The organism is Pseudopedobacter saltans DSM 12145 (assembly GCF_000190735.1).
Lineage (GTDB): Bacteria > Bacteroidota > Bacteroidia > Sphingobacteriales > Sphingobacteriaceae > Pseudopedobacter > Pseudopedobacter saltans.
This window is the reverse complement of sequence record NC_015177.1, coordinates 1,391,347-1,409,784: the sequence shown is the minus strand read 5'-3', so window position 1 is coordinate 1,409,784 and position 18,438 is coordinate 1,391,347. Positions and strand designations below refer to the sequence as shown.

Below are 18,438 nucleotides of genomic sequence, written 5' to 3'. Positions count from 1 at the left end.
TGCTAAAATTTGTCATTTGTATAACTTCAAATTTAAGTAAATCCAATTCTTAAACACGGGGTTCTTTAACACTATGCGGGAAAGATCCCTCTGCCGATGCCAGACAGAGCTAAGGCAGGCGGGATTCGACTGCGCTCAGGACGAGGTAGAGAGAGATAAGGACAGTGGAACAAGCTATGGGGGGTATATATTCCTTTCTTTGCATAGACATTCTACTACTATTAAAACTTCCTCTCCATCCCCTTAACACTGAAATAAAATCCAATACTTACCAAGATCAAAACTAAACCACTACCAATCCAAAGCGCATCAAAGCCAAACATAGAAGCAAGCTTTGCACCCATAACCGGAGAAACAATAAAGGCTATCGAAGTAGAAATACCATTGACCCCCATGTAAGCACCCTGATTGTTTTTATCAGCCCTTAAAGCGGTTACGGTAGACATGAACGGCAAAATCAAGATCTCTCCCAGACTCAGTAAGGTAACAGAGGCAACAAGAATGACCATATGGTGATTAAAGCCAATAAGAGAATAAGACAGCGCACAAAGTATGGTGCCGTATAACATTGTTTGTGCAGTACTGAGTTTCCTTTCGGCAATATTCACCATACCCATTTCAAATAAAACAATAACGATTCCACTATAACCAAGCAATAAACCAATGGTTTGCTGACTTAAACCCAGATCTTCTTTATAGAATAAAGGCAGTGAATTCAGAAACTGGAAAAAGCAAATAGAGAATAAAGTACACAGCAGGCTAAACAGTATAAACTTAAAATCTCTGTAAGGTGAATTTTTTTTGACAACAGGGCCTTTAAAAGTTTCCACAGTATTTTTTCTGATAGTAGCCCTTCGTTTAAATATTAAATGCCGCCGTCTAAAGAAATATACGTATACCAAACCTGCAATTAATGCAGCGAAAGCATTAGAAAAGAATAGGAAATTGTAAGAAATAGCAGATAAAATACCACCTAAAGCCGGACCGATAGAAAAGCCCAGATTTATGGCCATCCGATTTAGCGAAAAAGATTTAGTAATATTTTCCGGTTTAGCATATTTAATAATAGCGACAGAGTTGGCAGGCCTAAACATTTCGCTCACCACACTTTGCAAGAAGATCATTAAAGCAAGCGAACCTACAGTTGTGAAAAGAGGCAACGCACAAAAAAATGGAACGCTTAAAAATAAACTATAGGCCTGTACCTTGTATTCATCAAATTTATCGGTTATCGCTCCTCCAAGCCACGATCCTACAACTGCGCCGATACCAAAAAAACTTAGTACAAAGCCAGACTGTGCGATACTAAAATTCAGTTTATCAACCATATAAACTCCTAAAAAAGGTAAAACCATAGAACCAGAACGGTTGATGAGCATGACAATAGCCAGCATCCAGGATTCTTTAGAAAGACCTTTATAAGACTCTGAATAAGTTCTGATGATTTTGCCTATCATATGGATATAAACGTTGGACAAATAACGGATTTTTGTTATTCATTTCTTTCTCGTATCAGCTAATTTACATCTGAGAGACAATGTTAGTTTTTCTAAAGTAAAGATTTTTGCCATGTATTGTTTGGGAATAAGACGTTATAATCTTCATTCTTGAAGTCAGGGAAAGATATTTAATTCTTCGGAATAGGCATTCTACTAATATTGCTGACGCTTTTTTCAGCTGTTGGAAAAATGCTTCAGCATTCTTGAAGGCCAAACAGAAATATAAAGATCTTCTGAAAAAAGTAACTGGCCTATCCGGCTACTGAGGACGGAGAACCCTAAGCGCAAGAAAATAGGTGAGATCCCTGCCGACCGATATGGGACAGAGAAGATAGGCCAGCTTCGACTACATCCAGGATGATGCGGTGGAAAGTTAGGACAATACAGGCCAATTCAGAGAACCATTCCCAGGAACGCAAAAAAGAGGGTGTCTAAAAAGCCAAACATCATCGTCATTGCGAGGTAACGAAGCAATCTAATGATGTCAAAAACGCAGATTGCTTCGTCATACTTCCTCGCAATGACGCGTTTTTTAGTATTCGATAACCTTTTTAGACAGCTTCTTTATCCAAAAAATAAAAAGTGTTTAGGAAAGGATTAGATATATAAGTTTTTTAAAGCTTCCCAAAAGTAAAACCAGTACTTTATGTAAACATTAACTTAGTATTAAATAGAAAAATATCGAAAATCATAAATGAAATATTTGTATCTATGTATTCAAAAACACACTATTTAGATGATTTTAAGACTTAAAGTATTAGCAATAGTTGCAATTACAGTAATTCAATCCGCATTAGCTAAAAACACGAAATCGCCGGAACCATTTAAGTTAGGCTATTCTCTGAGCATTAACAAGATCACATTAGAAGAACTCAATAAAGCAAAAGCAGCTGGTATAGATTATATAGAGATATCAGGATTAGGGACTTTAATAGACAAAGACACCAAACAAATAAAGCTTAGTGATAAAGAGCTGGAGTACAGGATGAAATTTATAAAAACAGTTTCGGACCAGTCCGGTATTAAAGTTTGGTCGTTGCATATGCCTTTTGGCAAAGACGATGATATATCTCTCGGAGACGATGAACAACGAAACAGAGTCATAGCCAATCATCAAAAAATAATAGAGCATGCAGCGGTACTTAAGCCACAAATTATACTTTTCCATCCAAGCTGGTATCTGGGACTTAATGAACGCGAACTGAGAAAAAGCCAAATGATAAAATCTGCAGTGGAGCTGAATAAGTCTGTGAAAAAGATAGGGGCTCAAATGGTCATTGAAAATATGCTTGGCCCCAAGTTGCTTAAAAGCGCAGAACAGGAGAGACCACTTTGCAGATCTGTAGAAGAAGTGACGGAACTCATGGCGCGTTTGCCGAAAGATATATACGCCGCTGTTGATATGAACCATATCAAAGAACCCGAAAAGCTGATTGATGCTTTGGGCGCGAGATTAAAGTCGGTACACATTGCAGATGGTGATGGACTGGCAGAAAGGCATTATTTTCCTTGTTCCGGACAAGGTAAGAATGATTGGAATGCTATCTTTTCGGCACTTTACAAAGCGGGCTATAAAGGGGCTTTTATGTATGAAAGTGCCTATCCATCATTGGAAGAGATGAAATCGTGTTTCGATACCTTATACAGAAACTATGTTTCCAGTTTAGGTAAATAAAACCGATTAATCGGTTTATCATTTCTTAGCGATAGCAAACAAGCCACATCAATCCGATGGGCCGATATCCTATTCACTATAATAAGGTCTTATACGGCCTGTTCAAAATTATCTGAGTCAATATCTGTTGGGTTACAGATTCGACTTATATTTAGAACAGTTTCACTATAAACAGGGATTAAACTCGGATAAAAGACAGATTAATCAGGGATAAAAGACGGTGAATATCCCTGTTTACTCCCTGTTTCTTCAGGGTTTATAACGTGTTTAATTTGCTTTTTTGTCTAATCCTTTGTATATTAATCTTTTATCTTAATCAAAGACATGGTATGGGAAGATTACTTAAAGACATTAATGGGGCTTTTTCGGGAAAAGTAGGCTCCGTAATCGGGTTTACAAGAAATGGTAAGGCTTTTATTAAAGGTCCGTATAAACGAAGGACCAAAAAAGTAAGTGAGAAAGAACTCTTTAACAGAGAGAAGTTCTCGTTGGCGCAAGCCTGGTTAAAACCATTACTGCTTTTTGTACGGGAAGGATTTAAAGGCTATAGCGATACTGCACAAGGCTTTATTGCTGCTAAATCTTATCTTATGAAGCATGCCATGACCGTTGAAGATGGTAAACATAAGATAGACCCTGAAAAGATGAAAGTGAGTAGTGGAAGTTTACCTTTAAGCGAAAATATTGTTGCAGAGAGAATACAAGACAATGAGATAAAATTTAGTTGGGACAGAAATCAAGTGAAAGGTACAAGTTCTTATGATCAGGTGATGTTATTGGCCTATCATGTGGAGAGCGAGAATTGTTTTGCTGTAATTACTGGTCCTTTCAGGTATATCGGAGAAGCGGTATTAGAAGTATATGAGCGCTTTGAGGGCTATCATGTTTATCTGGCATTTTGTGCGGTAGACAGGAGCAGTCAGTCGGATAGTGTGTATTTAGGGAAACTGTAGGTTTAGAAAAGCCTGCAGTTTGCGAATCTTTCCAGATAAAAGATAGGAGTTACTGCTTATATTATTCAATTGAGTAATTGTTTTCGATGTATTGTCTGGCCTGATCCTGAGTCATGACGGCGAAGTCGCGGTAGCGATGGTGGACATCAATGATCTCTTCCAGAGCGTCTGCAATCAGCGCTTTGTTTTCCCAGGTTTTCAGGTGTGATATAACCTTTTGAAGGCAATTTTTTTTATAGGAAATTTGCCCGATTACATGCACCAGTGTATCTCTGACTCTTTTGGTTTTATCGTGTTGCAGTTCTTGCAGTAAGGGCAAAATATCTTCTGGATGTTTTCTTCCTCTGAGCTCTAGTCCATGGCAAATTTCCCGCCTGATTTCTTTGTCCTGATGACACAGGTATGTTTTTGCCCAGTTTAATACCGGAGTTGGATTAATTTCCCCCATTTTTTTTATAGATCCTATTACGGCATTTCGGGGAGAATGGTGATTGTCAAATAATCCTTTGTCGAAAAGAAATTGTACTGTTTCAAATTGCTTTTTGCCTATTTCTCCAGCTGTATTGATAACAGTTTGCCGTACTTTAAAGTCTTCATCTTTGAATAATGTATCGAGTAGCTGGATAATTTTGTTTTGCAGTCCTGTTTGTTCGAAGAAAATTTTTCCGATGGCTAAATAAACCGATTTCCTGATGTAGGTATCCTCATCGGAAAAGTATTGCAATGTTTTTAAATGGGTTGAGTTTGCAAGATCTTTTAATATATCATCTTTAATTTTAGCGACTAAAGTTGCCCGTTCGTCTTTTGGCAGTTCGTAGAATCCCATTGTTTAATAGTATTTCGGCTATCTAAAATAGGGTAAATCTGGTGCTTTTTTACTATGGTTCGCCAAAGATTTTATTTATTGCTGGGGGACGTATAGCAGATGTTTTTATGCTTGATAAAAATATTAGTAATCTATTTTTTGATTTTGCATGAATCTTTAATGGCTTAATATTCATTAATTTTTATAGTAAAATAAAATAAAACACTTTATATATTACATTATTTGCTAAAATAATTAGCTTTGTATTTGTTGTTATGGAAGGTAGAAAAAACTATGCTATAGTGGATATTGAAACTACCGGCGCTTATGCCGGAGGTAGCCGCATGACGGAAATAGCGGTTTTGATACATGACGGTGTACAGGTTGTGGAGGAATATCATACCTTAATTAATCCCAAACAATCAATACCGCATTATATACAGGTATTAACAGGGATTAGTGATGATATGGTTAGTGATGCTCCGGAATTTGAAAATGTAGCTGCTAAAGTATTTAGTCTGTTGCAGGATAAAATTTTTGTGGCCCATAATGTCGGTTTCGATTATTCTTTCGTACATAGTCAGCTGCGGGAGTGTGGTTATTATCTCAGGTCACCAAAATTATGTACGGTAAGGCTTTCAAGAAAATGCTTTCCGGGTTTACCGTCGTACAGTCTGGGTAAATTGTGCCAAAGCCTGGGAATAGCAATCAACGACAGGCATAGGGCTTATGGAGATGCCCGGGCTACAGCAGTTTTGTTTGGACGTATATTGTCCGCAGATAATGAGGGACATATACAGTTGCAGTTGAAGAAAGGCTATAAGGAACACCGCTTGCCAAGTCAGGTCCCGCTTAGTGAATTCGAGCAGCTACCTGAACGCCCAGGTGTGTATTTCTTTAGGGATAAACACGGGAAACTGATTTATGTGGGTAAGGCCATTAATATTAGAAAACGGGTACATAGTCATTTTACGGGTAATAATACCAGCCAGCGCAGGCAACTGTTCATTAAAAATATCAGCCATATCGATTTTGAGGAAACGGGAACAGAATTGATGGCTTTATTAAAGGAATGCCATTACATTAAACAACACTGGCCTGAATATAACCGGGCGCTGAAACAGTATGAGCCTAAGTTTGGACTTATTGATTATGTGGATAACAGCGGTTTTATCAGACTTTGTATTTGCAGATTACCTGTTGGCAGTCGGGCTCTGTGTTATTTCGATAATGTAGTTGAAGCTACTCAATGCCTGTTGGGCTTGATAGATCGGTTTGGGCTCGACAGCAGACTTTGTGTTTTTTACCGGGATCGTAAAAATACCGAACCGGTAAATATAGCCAGTAATGCCGAGGTACGGAATGAAATAGTGGCAGCAGTTCATAATAGCAGGATCGAAGAGGCTATTGCTTCGCTGGAAGATCAGGTTACCAGTTTTGTTGTTGTAGATAAGGGAAGAAATGCTGATGAAAAAAGCTATATCTACTATAAAAACAATAAGGTTTATGCTTTGGGTTTTATGGCTACGGATGAAACTGTGTCTGGTATAGAGGACTATATTAAACAGGAGGATCGTTGCCACAGCAATTTCTATATGTGCCAATTGGTGAAAAAATACGCTGCCAGTTATCCGCAACAGGTGCAATTGCTATAATATTAATCTTTTTTATTTACGGCATCTTATATTTTTGAGCAGGGATGTAAATAATTATTTATCTGATTGACAGGTGATATTACAATTTATTTTATTAATTGCTTTAAATTAAATCTATTGTTAATACCGCTAAGGTTATTCTATACCTCTGACAAAATATATTCTTTTACTTGCTATGGCAGGAATGTGTTGATATCTGAATAGATAATAAATTTGATGAAATTATTTACAGAGTCCGGTGCGTACTTATACCTGGCCCTGCTTTCATAATGTGAAAAAAAACGGGTATTTAACTTTAGCATTACGGCAAATTTTTTGAAGTCCCTGTCCGAAACAGATTCCCTTTAAAATAATAGAACCTATTAAATCATATTCGGATAAATAGACTATGGAGACAAACAGTTTTTCACTATGGGGAGCGACTGCAGTAAAAGAGCTTGATACAGATATACCTGATATTTATACTAAGGAATTTGAAGATTTTATCTTCCGATTAAGAATTGCAGCAGGTGCACTTTGGATTACCGTTCAGAAATCAAATCAAACTCTTGTTAATTTCCGTACAGCATTCTCGCCATCTTCGGATCTTAAATTGAAAAAGATCAGGAAGAAAGATGAGGGGGTGGACATATCTCTGAATGCTGCCATTGGTGAGTACAAGGTGTTAATCGACTTTTATAAAGAGGAAGATTATCTTCAGCTACATTATCAGGTTAAATTAAAAGCCTCTAGGTCTTTAAATGTTCCTTTTTGGCCTAATGATATCTTATTTCCAAAAATAAGACAAGGAGATACCGCAGAGGTTTACGTTCGGCAGATTGGCGCTCGTTCGGGTCTGGTATATCTGGGAGTAAAGAAACCACATAAAACAGGTATATTTTATTTTCAGAACCTGTCGGCTATAAACGAATATTTTAAAGATACAAAAACTTCAGCCTCCAGTACGGTAAGTTCTGATTGGCCGGAGATGGGTTTTGCATTACCGTCTGGTAAGCAACCTATACAAGCGAAAAAGGAATATATTGTTTCAGAAGCATTTGTGTCTTTTAAGGACTATTTACCAAAAAATCAGTTTGATATTGCAGAATACTTTATCAGTCAACTGGCAAAAATTTATTTGCAATTACCCAAACCTGAAACGGGATATCAGGCTTATACAACTATAGTATCTAAAAATTTGAGGGATTTGCAGCACAATAAAGGTTGCTGGTCTTACTCCGAAGGGAAACCCTATTTAAATGCATACCTATGCGATTATGCTACTCCGCCGGAAATTATGGTACAGTTAGCGGTTTTAACGCCTTTAATGGATTATAATGAATGGACCCAGGATGGTGATATGGAAATTCTAAAACATCTTTTAGATGGTCTTCCAGCATTCTATAGTGATAAAATAAAATGTATTGTTCGCTGGTTGCCGGCAAAGCAAGATCAACTGGATGGCGAAGAGGAACATAAAGTTCCTGAAATTATTGACTCCTGGTATCTCTATCATCCCTTACTTAATTTATCGAGATTGGCATTAAAGGGAGTAGAGAGTGCAAAGAAGCTATTTATGGATTCTTTGGATTATGTAATTAAAGGCGCTCACCATTTTAAATATCGCTGGCCTGTATTTTATAATATAGAAACCTTCGAGGTTATCAAAGAAGAAACTACGCCGGGCAAAGGTGGAGAGAAAGATGTAGCTGGTTTATATGCTCATGTCATGTTACAGGCTTATGAATTGACAGGAGAAAAGAAATATTTGTCCGAAGCTGAAAAGGCAGCTAATACGCTAACTGAATACGGTTTCGATCTTTTTTATCAGGCTAATAATACCTCCTTTTCGGCAGGTGCGATGTACCGATTATGGAAAGAGACGGGTAATAAGCTGTATCGCGATCTAAGTAATCTGTTTTTAGCCAATTTATTTAAGAATATGGGGATATGGGAATGTAGTTACGGTAATGGAGAATATTTTCCAACTTTTTTCTCGCTATTCCCATTGAATGATGCGCCTTATCTGGCGGTATATGAAGAGCAGGAGGCAGTAGCTGCGATACAAGCCTATTTGTTAATGGCAGAGGAGGATGTTTTACCTGATTTTTCATTGTTACTGGCGGAGTTTATACGCTATGCACAAAATAGACTGCCTTATTATCCAACCATGCTTCCAAAGGAAATGCTTTCTGACGAAGTGAAAACCGGAGAGTTGGACAGTGGGCTTTGGATTCCGCTGGAAGATATTCAGGACGGATGGGAAAAGTCGGGTTCTGTAGGGCAGGAAGTTTATGGGGCCGGGTTGACTTTCGGTGTAATTCCAAGACAGTATGTAAAAAGCATGGAGCAGGAGATTATGGTGTATGTTGACTATCCTTTTATTAAACTTAAAGCAAAGGAAAAGAGAAATATTCACCTTAAAATATTGGGTAGTGAAAAGTTGCATTGTCTGCTACGTATTGAGTTGTTTAAGTTGGATGAATTGCCTGCAGGAATAAAATTAGAGGCTTCCGCCGAAGGAGATGTTCCGGCAAAGAAATCAACAAAAAAGTACAGGGAATATACTTTACGTGGTAATCAGGAAGTAAATATCAATTGGTAATTAAACACATATTATGAAAAGCAACGAATTCATTTTAGGAAAGCTATTTTGGAGGTCATTACGGGAAAGAAGGAGACTGGAGATAGGGTTTATTTTTTAAATTATAAATGGTTCGCTTTTTGAAGAAGTTTCTGAAAAATAAAAAAATATGAAGAAACAGTTTATTTTAACTTTTTTAGCAGGAGCATTTATAATGGCTTCTTGTCAAAACAGATCTGCGCAAAGCGATCAAATGGCGGATAGCACTGTTGTTACAGCAGATACCAGTTATCCCGATAATAGTCGAACATCTTTAGATTGGGAAGGCACCTATACTGGAATGTTACCTTGTGCAGATTGCGAAGGTATAAAAACCACAATTACTATTCATCATGATGGTACATTTGAAAGTAAGAGTGAATATGTAGGTAAAGGGGACAAGCCTTTGGAAGAAAAAGGAACATTTTCCTGGAATAACAGTGGCAATAAGATTATAGCAAAAATAGGAACGGAAAATCTGCAATATAAAGTTGGAGAAGGCTACATTCAACAATTAGATGAGAATGGCAACGCAATCACAGGAAACCTAGCAGATTATTATATCCTTAAGAAAAATTAAAAATATATAATTCAATTTTATTTTTTAATCTATACTTTGTTTGAGCCCTTCTTCTTCAGAAGGGTGCAAAGTATGACGTTTCTGTTCAAATGGCGTCTTCAGCCGTGATTGTAAGTGTCACTATCTTCTTTGTTTATTATCTCTTACAATAGGGGCTCTCGTCTCAATCCAATAAATATGCTGTATAATGAGGAAGTCGGATGAGCGCTATTCCTGATTAACAAGCTGAGAGAATATAGTTAATGAAAAAACAATCAAAAAGTTTAGTTGTTTTTAATTATAAAAATCCTTGAAAATCATATGCTTAGCTGAATACTATTAAGTGTTTTATACTTGCTTTAAAGTAGTTTATTTAAATTCATAACGTCCGGTTTTTTATAACTCAGTTGGAAAAAATGGGAAAAGGTCAATCTGTTATTCAATATTTCGAAGCATCATTTAAAACTTCGAATCGGTTTAGACGATTAATGCTGATTTGCACCTTAATCGTTTTAATAGCAGGTTTTTCATCAGATGCACAGCAGAGTTTAACGTTAAATATTAAAGATGTTTACCAATATGCCAGAAATAATTACCCCTTAATAAATCAAAGAGGGTTAATCATAAAGGCGGCTGAATTTACAGTATCGAATGCGGCTAAAGGTTATTTTCCTATGCTGTCTGTAAATGGTCAGGCCACCTATCAGTCAACCGTAACCAGTTTCCCTTTTACTTTACCTCTTCCTGGATTTTCTGTCCCAAAATATGGTAAAGATCAATATAAAATTTACGGGCAGATAGATCAGGTGATCTACGACGGAGGAATGATTGGTAACCAGAAACAAATGGCTAAAACAACAGCTAAGATTCAGGAACAAAGTTTGGAAGTTGATTTATATCAACTCTATGACCGGGTAAACCAGTTGTTTTTTGGCGTTATCCTTCTTAATGAACAGTTGAAACAAAATGAACTTGTTTTACGGGATATTCAGAATGGAATAGACAAAGCAAAGGCCTTGGTGGCCAATGGTGTTGCCTATAGGAGCAGTGTGGATGAGTTGATGGCTCAAAAGTTACAGACGGAACAGGCTAGGGTGGAACTTAAAGCAACACGAAAAGCTTATATGGAGATGCTATCTCAATTTATTAATCTGGCTTTAAACGAAAACACAGTTTTTGAAAAACCAATTTCGCCTGTATTGACAGGCGAGTTTAACCGCCCCGAATTATTGCTGTATAATTATCAGCAAAATATCTATGATGATCAGAAAAGTCTCTTAAATGCGCAGCTTAGACCTAGATTTTTCTTTTTTCTTCAAGGGGGATATGCCCGGCCAGGTTTAAATATGCTCAGTAACGATTTTGCCTGGTATTATATTGGTGGACTAAAACTGAGCTGGAATTTGGGCAGCTTGTATACCTATGGAAATCAAAAGAAAATACTGGAGATAAATAAAACAATGATAGACCTTCAAAAAGAGACATTCCTGTTTAATATGGGGCTTATTCAAAAGCAGCAACAGATATTTATTTCAAAGTTTACCGAGCTTTTAAAGAACGATGAGGCTATCATTAAACTCAGGGAGTCGGTGAAGAAGGCATCTGCGGCCCAGTTGGAGAACGGTGTACTGAGTGCGCATGATTATATTTCTGTGGTAAATGCCGAGGATCAAGCCCGGCAAAACTTTATTCTTCACCAAATACAAATGCTTCAGGAGCAGTATAACTATCAGAATACAATGGGTAACACTATAAATTAAGATTTTATGAAAATCAGCCAATATACATTTCTTGGTATGGCTATTCTGTTTGCAGCCTGTAGTACCGAGGATAAGCGGTCTGATGCTTCGGGTACTTTTGAAGCAGATGAAGTTATCGTATCGGCCGAGGCTACAGGAAAGATCCTTTCCTTAAATCTGGAAGAAGGAATGAATTTAAGAAAGGGTAATGTGGTAGGTACAATTGATCCGGTTCCCCTGGAGCTTCAAAAAGCACAATTAGAAGCAACCATAGGTACGCTACATCAAAAAACAATGGATGTAAAACCACAGGTAAAGCTATTGAAAGATCAGGGCGAGGTTTTAAAAGCTCAGCTGGAAAATGCATTTTCTGAGCGGATACGTTTGCATAATTTGATTAAAGCCGATGCAGCCACCACAAAGCAATTGGATGATATAAATCTTCAGATTGATGTGCTAAAAAAACAAATTGAAGCCAACCAACAGCAAATAAAAGTACAGGAAACCATTACAGGAACCCAAAACAATACGGTACTTAGTGAGTATACGCCTTTAAAAAAGTCGGTAGCGCAGATAGATGACCAGCTTAGTAGAACACGGATTGTAAATCCGGTAAGCGGCACGGTGCTGACTAAATATGCGATGGCAGGAGAAGTTACTGCTGCAGGTAAAGCTTTATATAAAATTGCAGATCTTTCTGTTATCACACTGCGGGCCTACATTACAGAAACACAGCTATCTCAAATTAAGCTCAATCAGAAGGTAAAGGTACTTGTGGATACGGATCCAAAACATTATAAAACATATCCTGGAGTGATTACCATGATTGCAGATAAAGCAGAGTTTACGCCTAAAACGATACAAACCAAAGACGAACGGGCCAACCTGGTATATGCTATTAAAGTTCATGTTAAAAATGATGGCTTGCTAAAAATTGGTATGTATGGTGAGATTAAGTTTGATATGAATCAATGAAAGCGATAACCGTTGAACAAATCACAAAAACCTATCACCATAAAAAGGTGGTTACAGAGGCTTTAAAAGGTATTTCTTTTGCCGTGGAACAGGGTGAGATTTTCGGTGTTATTGGGCCGGATGGTGCAGGAAAAACCTCGTTGTTCAGGATATTGACCACCTTATTGCTAGCCGACAGCGGAACAGCATCCGTAGATGGATTTGATGTGGTTAAAGATTATAAGAAAATCAGGAATTGTGTAGGATACATGCCGGGGCGGTTTTCATTATATCCTGACTTAACCGTTCAGGAGAACCTGGAATTCTTTGCGGCAATTTTTAATACTACCATAAAGGAAAATTATGACTTAATCAAAGATATTTATCAGCAAATAGAACCCTTTAAAGATCGAAGAGCGGGACAGTTATCTGGTGGGATGAAGCAAAAATTAGCCTTGAGCTGCGCATTGATTCATAAACCGACAGTACTCTTTCTGGATGAGCCTACAACGGGAGTAGATGCTGTTTCAAGAAAGGAATTCTGGGAGATGTTGCACCGGCTTAAAATAGAAGGTATTACAGTGTTGGTTTCAACAGCTTATATGGACGAAGCTACTTTATGCGACCGGGTGGCTTTGATCCAGAACGGAAAATTACTGTCTGTAAGTACCCCGCAAGGCATTGTTTCAGAGTATCCCAATTCTTTATGGGCAATCCGGGCTAATGAAATGTATCCTCTGCTTCAAGCCATTAAAGCCGATCCAGGTATAGAGAGTATTTATCCCTTTGGGCAGTATCATCATGTTGCTTTTAAAACGCCGGATTTGAACCGGCAGAAATTGGAGCAGATTGTTAAAAATGGCCAATACACCGGAGTTGAAATCAAAACCATAACTCCAAATATAGAAGATTGTTTTATGGCCTTAATGAGTTGAACAATGGAAAAAGATAAAGTAATTACGGCGAATGATCTGACCAAGAGTTTTGGTGATTTTGTTGCAGTTGACCATATCAGTTTTGAGGTGGAAAAGGGAACTATTTTTGGGTTTCTTGGTGCCAATGGAGCGGGGAAAACAACAGTTATGCGTATGCTCTGCGGTTTATCTTTACCTACATCTGGAACAGCTACCGTAGCCGGTTTTGATATCTATAAACAAACCGAAATGATCAAAAAGAGCATTGGCTATATGAGTCAAAAGTTTTCGCTTTATGAAGATCTTACTGTGTCTGAAAACATTCGATTTTATGCTGGAATCTATGGACTGACGGATGAAAAGATAAGGGAAAAAACAACATCATTGCTGAAGCAGCTAGACTTGGAAGGGGAAGAGAAAACCATGGTGAAATCCTTGCCGCTTGGATGGAAACAAAAGCTGGCATTTTCTATTGCCATTGTACACGATCCGGCCATTGTCTTTTTAGATGAACCTACCGGTGGCGTGGATCCGGTAGCCAGGAGGGAGTTTTGGAGTATGATTTATGACGCCTCGGAACGTGGCATAACCGTTTTTGTAACCACCCATTATATGGATGAGGCAGAGTATTGCGATCAGGTCTCTATTATGGTGGACGGAAGGATAGATGCTCAGGATTCTCCGGGAAATCTGATGAAAAATTATGGTGTACATTCTATGGATGAAGTGTTTTTGCAATTGGCCAGAAAAGCAACCCGTACAGCGGAATAAAAAAACTAAACAATGAAACAGTTTCTCATTTTTATAAAAAAAGAATGGCTGCATATCTGGAGAGATAAGAGAACATTGTTTATTTTAATTTGGATGCCAGTCGTTCAGATTCTGCTCTACGGCTTTGCCTTAACAAATGAGGTAAAGAATTCGAAAATTACAATATTTGATCAAGCTAAAGACGAAGCTTCCAGGGCAATCTCTGAGCGGATTGCAGCAAGCAGATATTTTAGTTTAGTAGAGAATGCATATACCTATAAAGATATCGAGAATACCTTTAAAGAAGGGAAGATCCGTATGGCCGTCGTTTTTCCGGCGGGTTTTCGCAATGATTTGCTGCATGCCAACCATGCACAAATACAACTAATTACCGATGCATCAGACCCTAACACGGCCAATATGCTAGCCAATTATGCTGCCGCTATTATTAATGATTATCAACAAGATCTCAATCGAAATCAGGATCTGCCTTATACCATCCACGTTCAGGTAAGAATGTTGTATAACCCCGAATTAAAAGGGGCTTATAATTTTGTTCCGGGAGTAATGGCCCTGGTGTTAATGCTAGTTTGTGCCATGATGACCTCCATAGCTATTGTAAAAGAAAAAGAAATAGGTACCATGGAGGTGATTCTGGTATCGCCACTTAAACCGTTCAGAATCATTATTGCCAAAACCATTCCTTATTTGCTGGTTTCCATGTTAAATATTGGCAGCATTTTGTTATTGAGCGTTTATGCCCTGGACGTACCTATTACTGGAAGTTTGGCTTTGCTTCTTGCAGAAAGTATTTTATTTACGATTACTTCGCTTTCTGTTGGTATACTGATTTCAAATAGCGCGAAGACTCAGCAAACGGCCATGTTTACCTCTATGATGAGCTTGTTCTTACCCACGCTTTTGTTTAGCGGCTTTTTATTCCCCGTAGAAAACATGCCTGTAGCACTGCAGGTTATTTCCAATATTGTGCCCGCGAGGTGGTATTTTATTATTGTAAAAGCGGTGATGATCAAAGGACTTGGTTTCGCCGCAGTATGGAAAGAAACACTGATTTTGGTAGGGATGACAACTACTTTACTGGGCATTAGTATTTATGAATTTAAGACTAAGCTATGAGACTACTTAAATTTTTGTTACAGAAAGAGCTTTTACAAATCTTCCGTGATCCTGCTATCATTCGGATTTTGTTCATTATGCCAATGACTCAGTTGCTGATCTTACCGCTCGCTGCTGACTATGAAATCAAGAATATTAATTTGGGGGTAGTCGACCATGATCACTCTGATTATTCCCAAAAAATGATTAATAAAATTATTTCGTCGGGATATTTCAAACTTCAAGATTACAGTACAACTTATGCCGACGGCTTACATGCTATTGAGCTGAATAAAACAGACTTATTACTTGAAATTCCGGACCATTTTGAACGAGATCTGGTGAAAGAAGATAAAGCTGACCTTTTGGTGGCAGTAGATGCGATAAATGGAGTGAAGGGCGGTTTAGGCGCTGCTTATATGCAAGCTATTCTTAAAGACTATAATCAGGAAATCCGTACCCAATGGATACAAATGCCAAAGTTTAATCCGCAACCCATGATTGAAGTGACTACCTCTAACTGGTATAATGAAAATATGAATTATCGGGTGTTTATGGTTCCAGGAATTTTGGTAATGCTGGTCACAATGATTGGCTCTTCTTTTGCTGCCAATAATATTGTACGTGAAAAGGAGATGGGAACAATAGAACAGATTAATGTGAGTCCGATAAGGAAAGCCCAGTTCATTTTAGGGAAACTGATCCCTTTCTGGTTGCTGGCTACCACCGTGTTAACTTTAGGACTAGTATTGGCCCGGTTTGTATACGGGATTGTACCTTTAGGATCATACGTTACCATTTATATATTCTCTTCTATTTATTTAATGGCTATTCTGGGTTTGGGGCTTCTCTTGTCAACTTATGCGCAAACACAGCAGCAATCTATGCTTGTTTCCTTTTTTGTAACGATGGTTTTTAATCTTTTGAGTGGATTGTATACGCCTATTGAGAGCATGCCAGAATGGGCACAAATGATAACCCATTTTAATCCGGTTTCTTATTTCATTCAGGTGATGAGGATGGTGATGTTAAAAGGCAGCAGTTTGGCAGATATCCAGCATCAAATTTATGCCATGTTAGGTTTTGCAGTTTTTTTTAACGGATGGGCCATTTTTAATTACCGAAAACGATCGGGATAATGAATGGATATCAGTGATGATTTGATCAGCATCAAGATTAGTTTTTAGGTTTGATTTTATCTAATAATCAATATAGTAGTTAAATTTTTGTGAAAAATTAAAATGATAAGGTTATGGAAAACACAGTCATTAATACACTTCATAAATTGATAGATTATGACATAAGTGAATTTTTAAGTGCAGAAGTTGAATTGAAAAATAGCTTACCGAAATGGATAGAGCAAGCTAATTCATTTCAATTAAAAAGAGCGTTACAAAAATATCTTGATTTTGTAGATCAACATATAGAAAGTATTGGAGCGTTTATAAATGAAAGGCAAATTATGATGACCCGAGAAAGTAATCCGGTTATGCTGGCCTTTATAAAAGATTTAGATGAACGGCTTTCTTACTGCACAAATGTAGCTGTAAAAGATGCTTGTTTGCTGGGGGGTATCCAGGGAATTATTCATTATAAAATATCAATTTATGGTACCGCTTCGGCATTTGCTGGTTTACTTGAATTGACAAAAGATATGGCTATATTTTATGAGGCTGAAATTAATGAGAAACACATAGATGATTTGCTATCTCAGTTGGCGATATACGAAATAAATAACAAAGCTAAATCAGCTATCGCACTGCCAAACTAGATTTTCTGAATTTGTTATAAACTTTTGACGGACCGTACTGATAGAATCGTAAATATTTTTTAAATCTTCGAATAAAGGACTCCCGAGCTTTAATATTATAATAGGATTCGAATGCGATTGTATTTGTTGATCCATATAGTTTTAATTATTTATTGCAACAGCCTAAACCATGATGAAAATAACTTTTGGTAAAACAACAAAATATAAAAAACATGAAAACAACCATGAAAGGGCTGGTATATGGTGGGCCCGGCAAAATCGAACTAAAAGAAATCCCTGTGCCTAAAATTGAAAAACCAACAGATGCGCTGGTAAGAATTTTAAAAACCACAATCTGTGGAACCGATTTGGGAATCCTTCATGGAAAAACTCCATCCTGTCAGCCAGGAACCACTTTGGGGCATGAAGGTGTTGGTGTGATTGAAGAAATAGGGACTGGTGTGCGTAGCTTCAAAAAAGGCGATCATGTAATTATTTCCTGCATCACGTCGGATGGCACTTGTGAATATTGTAAAAAACAAATGTACTCGCATTGCGAAGATGGCGGCTGGATTTTAGGACACCTTATTAATGGTACCCAAGCAGAATATGTGCGTATTCCGCATGCTGATAACAGTTTACACCATATTCCAGCTGGCGCCGATGAAGAAGCATTGGTGATGTTAAGCGATATTTTGCCTACAGGTCATGAAATTGGTGTACTCAATGGGCAGGTGAAACCTGGCGACACGATTGCTATTGTAGGAGCAGGCCCTATTGGAATGTCAGTTTTGCTAACTTCCCTGTTTTATTCGCCCGCGAAAATCTATATGATAGATTTGGATGAAAACCGCTTAAATGTGGCTAAGACATTCGGCGCTACTGATATCATTAATTCGGGGAAAGAAGATGTGGTAAAAAAGATTATGTCGGAAACAAAGGACGGGGTAGATGTAGCCATTGAGGCTGTTGGAGTACCGGCTACTTTTGATATTTGCCAAAATATCATCCGCCCGGGTGGGCATATCGCCAATGTAGGTGTACACGGGAAAAGTGTAGATCTGCAAATTCAGAATCTCTGGATTCAAAACATTACTTTGAGAACAGGATTGGTTAATACCAATACCACACCGATGCTATTGAAAGTTGTATTATCCAAAAAAATAGATCCTAATAAACTGATCACCCATCATTTTAAACTGGAAGACATTTTACATGCTTATGAAGTATTTGGTAACGCAGCTAAAGAAAAAGCGATGAAAGTGATTATTGAACCATAAGTATTAAAAGTAGGATTGGATATTGTTAATTTTAGAGAGCATATGGAGAAAGATAAGGCAGGTTTATTTTTAGTTTGATTCAATATAAACCGGCTTTTTCTTTATCTACTATTTAGTGATACGTTTTTTAAGCCAAGGAAAAGCAGATTATTTAAAGTATTCTGAATCGTAATTCTGCATCGTATCT

General features: G+C 37.6%; 15 protein-coding genes. 13 read left to right on the top strand and 2 right to left on the bottom strand.

Annotated elements, in window-relative coordinates; all coding sequences use genetic code 11:
* Positions 1–221: 221 nt before the first annotated feature.
* Positions 222–1,457 carry an MFS transporter gene (locus tag PEDSA_RS05925; protein ID WP_218916229.1) on the bottom strand — a complete coding sequence of 412 codons (1,236 nt, stop codon included), beginning with the start codon at positions 1,455–1,457 and terminating at the stop codon, positions 222–224.
* Between the two features lie 778 nt (positions 1,458–2,235).
* Here PEDSA_RS05925 and PEDSA_RS05920 point away from each other — a divergent pair.
* Both PEDSA_RS05920 and PEDSA_RS05915 read left to right on the top strand, forming a co-directional pair.
* On the top strand, positions 2,236–3,174 hold the full coding sequence (locus PEDSA_RS05920; protein WP_013632255.1) for a sugar phosphate isomerase/epimerase family protein: 939 nt from the start codon (positions 2,236–2,238) through the stop codon (positions 3,172–3,174).
* Between the two features lie 329 nt (positions 3,175–3,503).
* Complete coding sequence (locus tag PEDSA_RS05915; RefSeq protein ID WP_013632254.1) at positions 3,504–4,127, top strand: DUF6266 family protein; 624 nt, start codon at positions 3,504–3,506, stop codon at positions 4,125–4,127.
* Positions 4,128–4,188: 61 nt separating this feature from the next.
* On the opposite strand, the gene PEDSA_RS05910 is transcribed toward PEDSA_RS05915, so the two are convergent.
* Positions 4,189–4,953, bottom strand: a complete 765-nt coding sequence (locus tag PEDSA_RS05910; RefSeq protein ID WP_013632253.1) for a HEAT repeat domain-containing protein — start codon at positions 4,951–4,953, stop codon at positions 4,189–4,191.
* Between the two features lie 254 nt (positions 4,954–5,207).
* Between PEDSA_RS05910 and PEDSA_RS05905 the strand changes: the two genes are divergently transcribed.
* From PEDSA_RS05905 to PEDSA_RS05855, 11 genes are all read left to right on the top strand, one after another.
* Positions 5,208–6,587, top strand: a complete 1,380-nt coding sequence (locus PEDSA_RS05905) for an exonuclease domain-containing protein (RefSeq protein ID WP_013632252.1) — start codon at positions 5,208–5,210, stop codon at positions 6,585–6,587.
* A 388-nt stretch (positions 6,588–6,975) separates the two neighbouring features.
* Positions 6,976–9,171 (top strand): glycoside hydrolase family protein, encoded by a 2,196-nt coding sequence (locus PEDSA_RS05900; protein ID WP_013632251.1) that lies wholly within the window; start codon positions 6,976–6,978, stop codon positions 9,169–9,171.
* 148 nt (positions 9,172–9,319) lie between these two features.
* Positions 9,320–9,769 carry a copper resistance protein NlpE gene (locus PEDSA_RS05895; protein WP_013632250.1) on the top strand — a complete coding sequence of 150 codons (450 nt, stop codon included), beginning with the start codon at positions 9,320–9,322 and terminating at the stop codon, positions 9,767–9,769.
* Between the two features lie 395 nt (positions 9,770–10,164).
* Complete coding sequence (locus tag PEDSA_RS05890) at positions 10,165–11,508, top strand: TolC family protein (RefSeq protein ID WP_013632249.1); 1,344 nt, start codon at positions 10,165–10,167, stop codon at positions 11,506–11,508.
* Between the two features lie 6 nt (positions 11,509–11,514).
* Positions 11,515–12,462, top strand: coding sequence for an HlyD family secretion protein (locus tag PEDSA_RS05885; protein WP_013632248.1), 948 nt, complete (start codon positions 11,515–11,517; stop codon positions 12,460–12,462).
* Entirely contained in the window at positions 12,459–13,376 is a 918-nt protein-coding gene (locus tag PEDSA_RS05880; protein WP_013632247.1) for an ABC transporter ATP-binding protein, read from the top strand. Before PEDSA_RS05885 ends, PEDSA_RS05880 begins: the two co-directional genes overlap by 4 nt.
* Before the next feature lie 3 nt (positions 13,377–13,379).
* Positions 13,380–14,126, top strand: coding sequence for an ABC transporter ATP-binding protein (locus PEDSA_RS05875; protein ID WP_013632246.1), 747 nt, complete (start codon positions 13,380–13,382; stop codon positions 14,124–14,126).
* 12 nt (positions 14,127–14,138) lie between these two features.
* The gene (locus PEDSA_RS05870; RefSeq protein WP_013632245.1) at positions 14,139–15,242 is read left to right on the top strand and encodes an ABC transporter permease; all 1,104 of its coding nucleotides are present in this window, start codon (positions 14,139–14,141) and stop codon (positions 15,240–15,242) included.
* The gene (locus tag PEDSA_RS05865; RefSeq protein ID WP_013632244.1) at positions 15,239–16,360 is read left to right on the top strand and encodes an ABC transporter permease; all 1,122 of its coding nucleotides are present in this window, start codon (positions 15,239–15,241) and stop codon (positions 16,358–16,360) included. Before PEDSA_RS05870 ends, PEDSA_RS05865 begins: the two co-directional genes overlap by 4 nt.
* Before the next feature lie 113 nt (positions 16,361–16,473).
* Positions 16,474–16,992 (top strand): YciE/YciF ferroxidase family protein, encoded by a 519-nt coding sequence (locus PEDSA_RS05860; protein WP_013632243.1) that lies wholly within the window; start codon positions 16,474–16,476, stop codon positions 16,990–16,992.
* Between the two features lie 212 nt (positions 16,993–17,204).
* Complete coding sequence (locus PEDSA_RS05855) at positions 17,205–18,251, top strand: zinc-dependent alcohol dehydrogenase family protein (protein WP_013632241.1); 1,047 nt, start codon at positions 17,205–17,207, stop codon at positions 18,249–18,251.
* The last annotated feature ends 187 nt before the right edge of the window (positions 18,252–18,438 follow it).

Excerpts from the sequence above, each read along its gene's own strand:
- PEDSA_RS05865 (WP_013632244.1), top strand. The coding sequence starts at position 15,239 with ATGAGACTACTTAAATTTTTGTTACAGAAAGAGCTTTTACAAATCTTC.
- PEDSA_RS05885 (WP_013632248.1), top strand. The coding sequence starts at position 11,515 with ATGAAAATCAGCCAATATACATTTCTTGGTATGGCTATTCTGTTTGCA.
- PEDSA_RS05890 (WP_013632249.1), top strand. The coding sequence starts at position 10,165 with ATGGGAAAAGGTCAATCTGTTATTCAATATTTCGAAGCATCATTTAAA.
- PEDSA_RS05910 (WP_013632253.1), bottom strand. The coding sequence starts at position 4,953 with ATGGGATTCTACGAACTGCCAAAAGACGAACGGGCAACTTTAGTCGCT.
- PEDSA_RS05895 (WP_013632250.1), top strand. The coding sequence starts at position 9,320 with ATGAAGAAACAGTTTATTTTAACTTTTTTAGCAGGAGCATTTATAATG.
- PEDSA_RS05870 (WP_013632245.1), top strand. The coding sequence starts at position 14,139 with ATGAAACAGTTTCTCATTTTTATAAAAAAAGAATGGCTGCATATCTGG.
- PEDSA_RS05920 (WP_013632255.1), top strand. The coding sequence starts at position 2,236 with ATGATTTTAAGACTTAAAGTATTAGCAATAGTTGCAATTACAGTAATT.
- PEDSA_RS05860 (WP_013632243.1), top strand. The coding sequence starts at position 16,474 with ATGGAAAACACAGTCATTAATACACTTCATAAATTGATAGATTATGAC.
- PEDSA_RS05925 (WP_218916229.1), bottom strand. The coding sequence starts at position 1,457 with ATGATAGGCAAAATCATCAGAACTTATTCAGAGTCTTATAAAGGTCTT.
- PEDSA_RS05875 (WP_013632246.1), top strand. The coding sequence starts at position 13,380 with ATGGAAAAAGATAAAGTAATTACGGCGAATGATCTGACCAAGAGTTTT.
- PEDSA_RS05880 (WP_013632247.1), top strand. The coding sequence starts at position 12,459 with ATGAAAGCGATAACCGTTGAACAAATCACAAAAACCTATCACCATAAA.
- PEDSA_RS05855 (WP_013632241.1), top strand. The coding sequence starts at position 17,205 with ATGAAAACAACCATGAAAGGGCTGGTATATGGTGGGCCCGGCAAAATC.
- PEDSA_RS05915 (WP_013632254.1), top strand. The coding sequence starts at position 3,504 with ATGGGAAGATTACTTAAAGACATTAATGGGGCTTTTTCGGGAAAAGTA.
- PEDSA_RS05905 (WP_013632252.1), top strand. The coding sequence starts at position 5,208 with ATGGAAGGTAGAAAAAACTATGCTATAGTGGATATTGAAACTACCGGC.
- PEDSA_RS05900 (WP_013632251.1), top strand. The coding sequence starts at position 6,976 with ATGGAGACAAACAGTTTTTCACTATGGGGAGCGACTGCAGTAAAAGAG.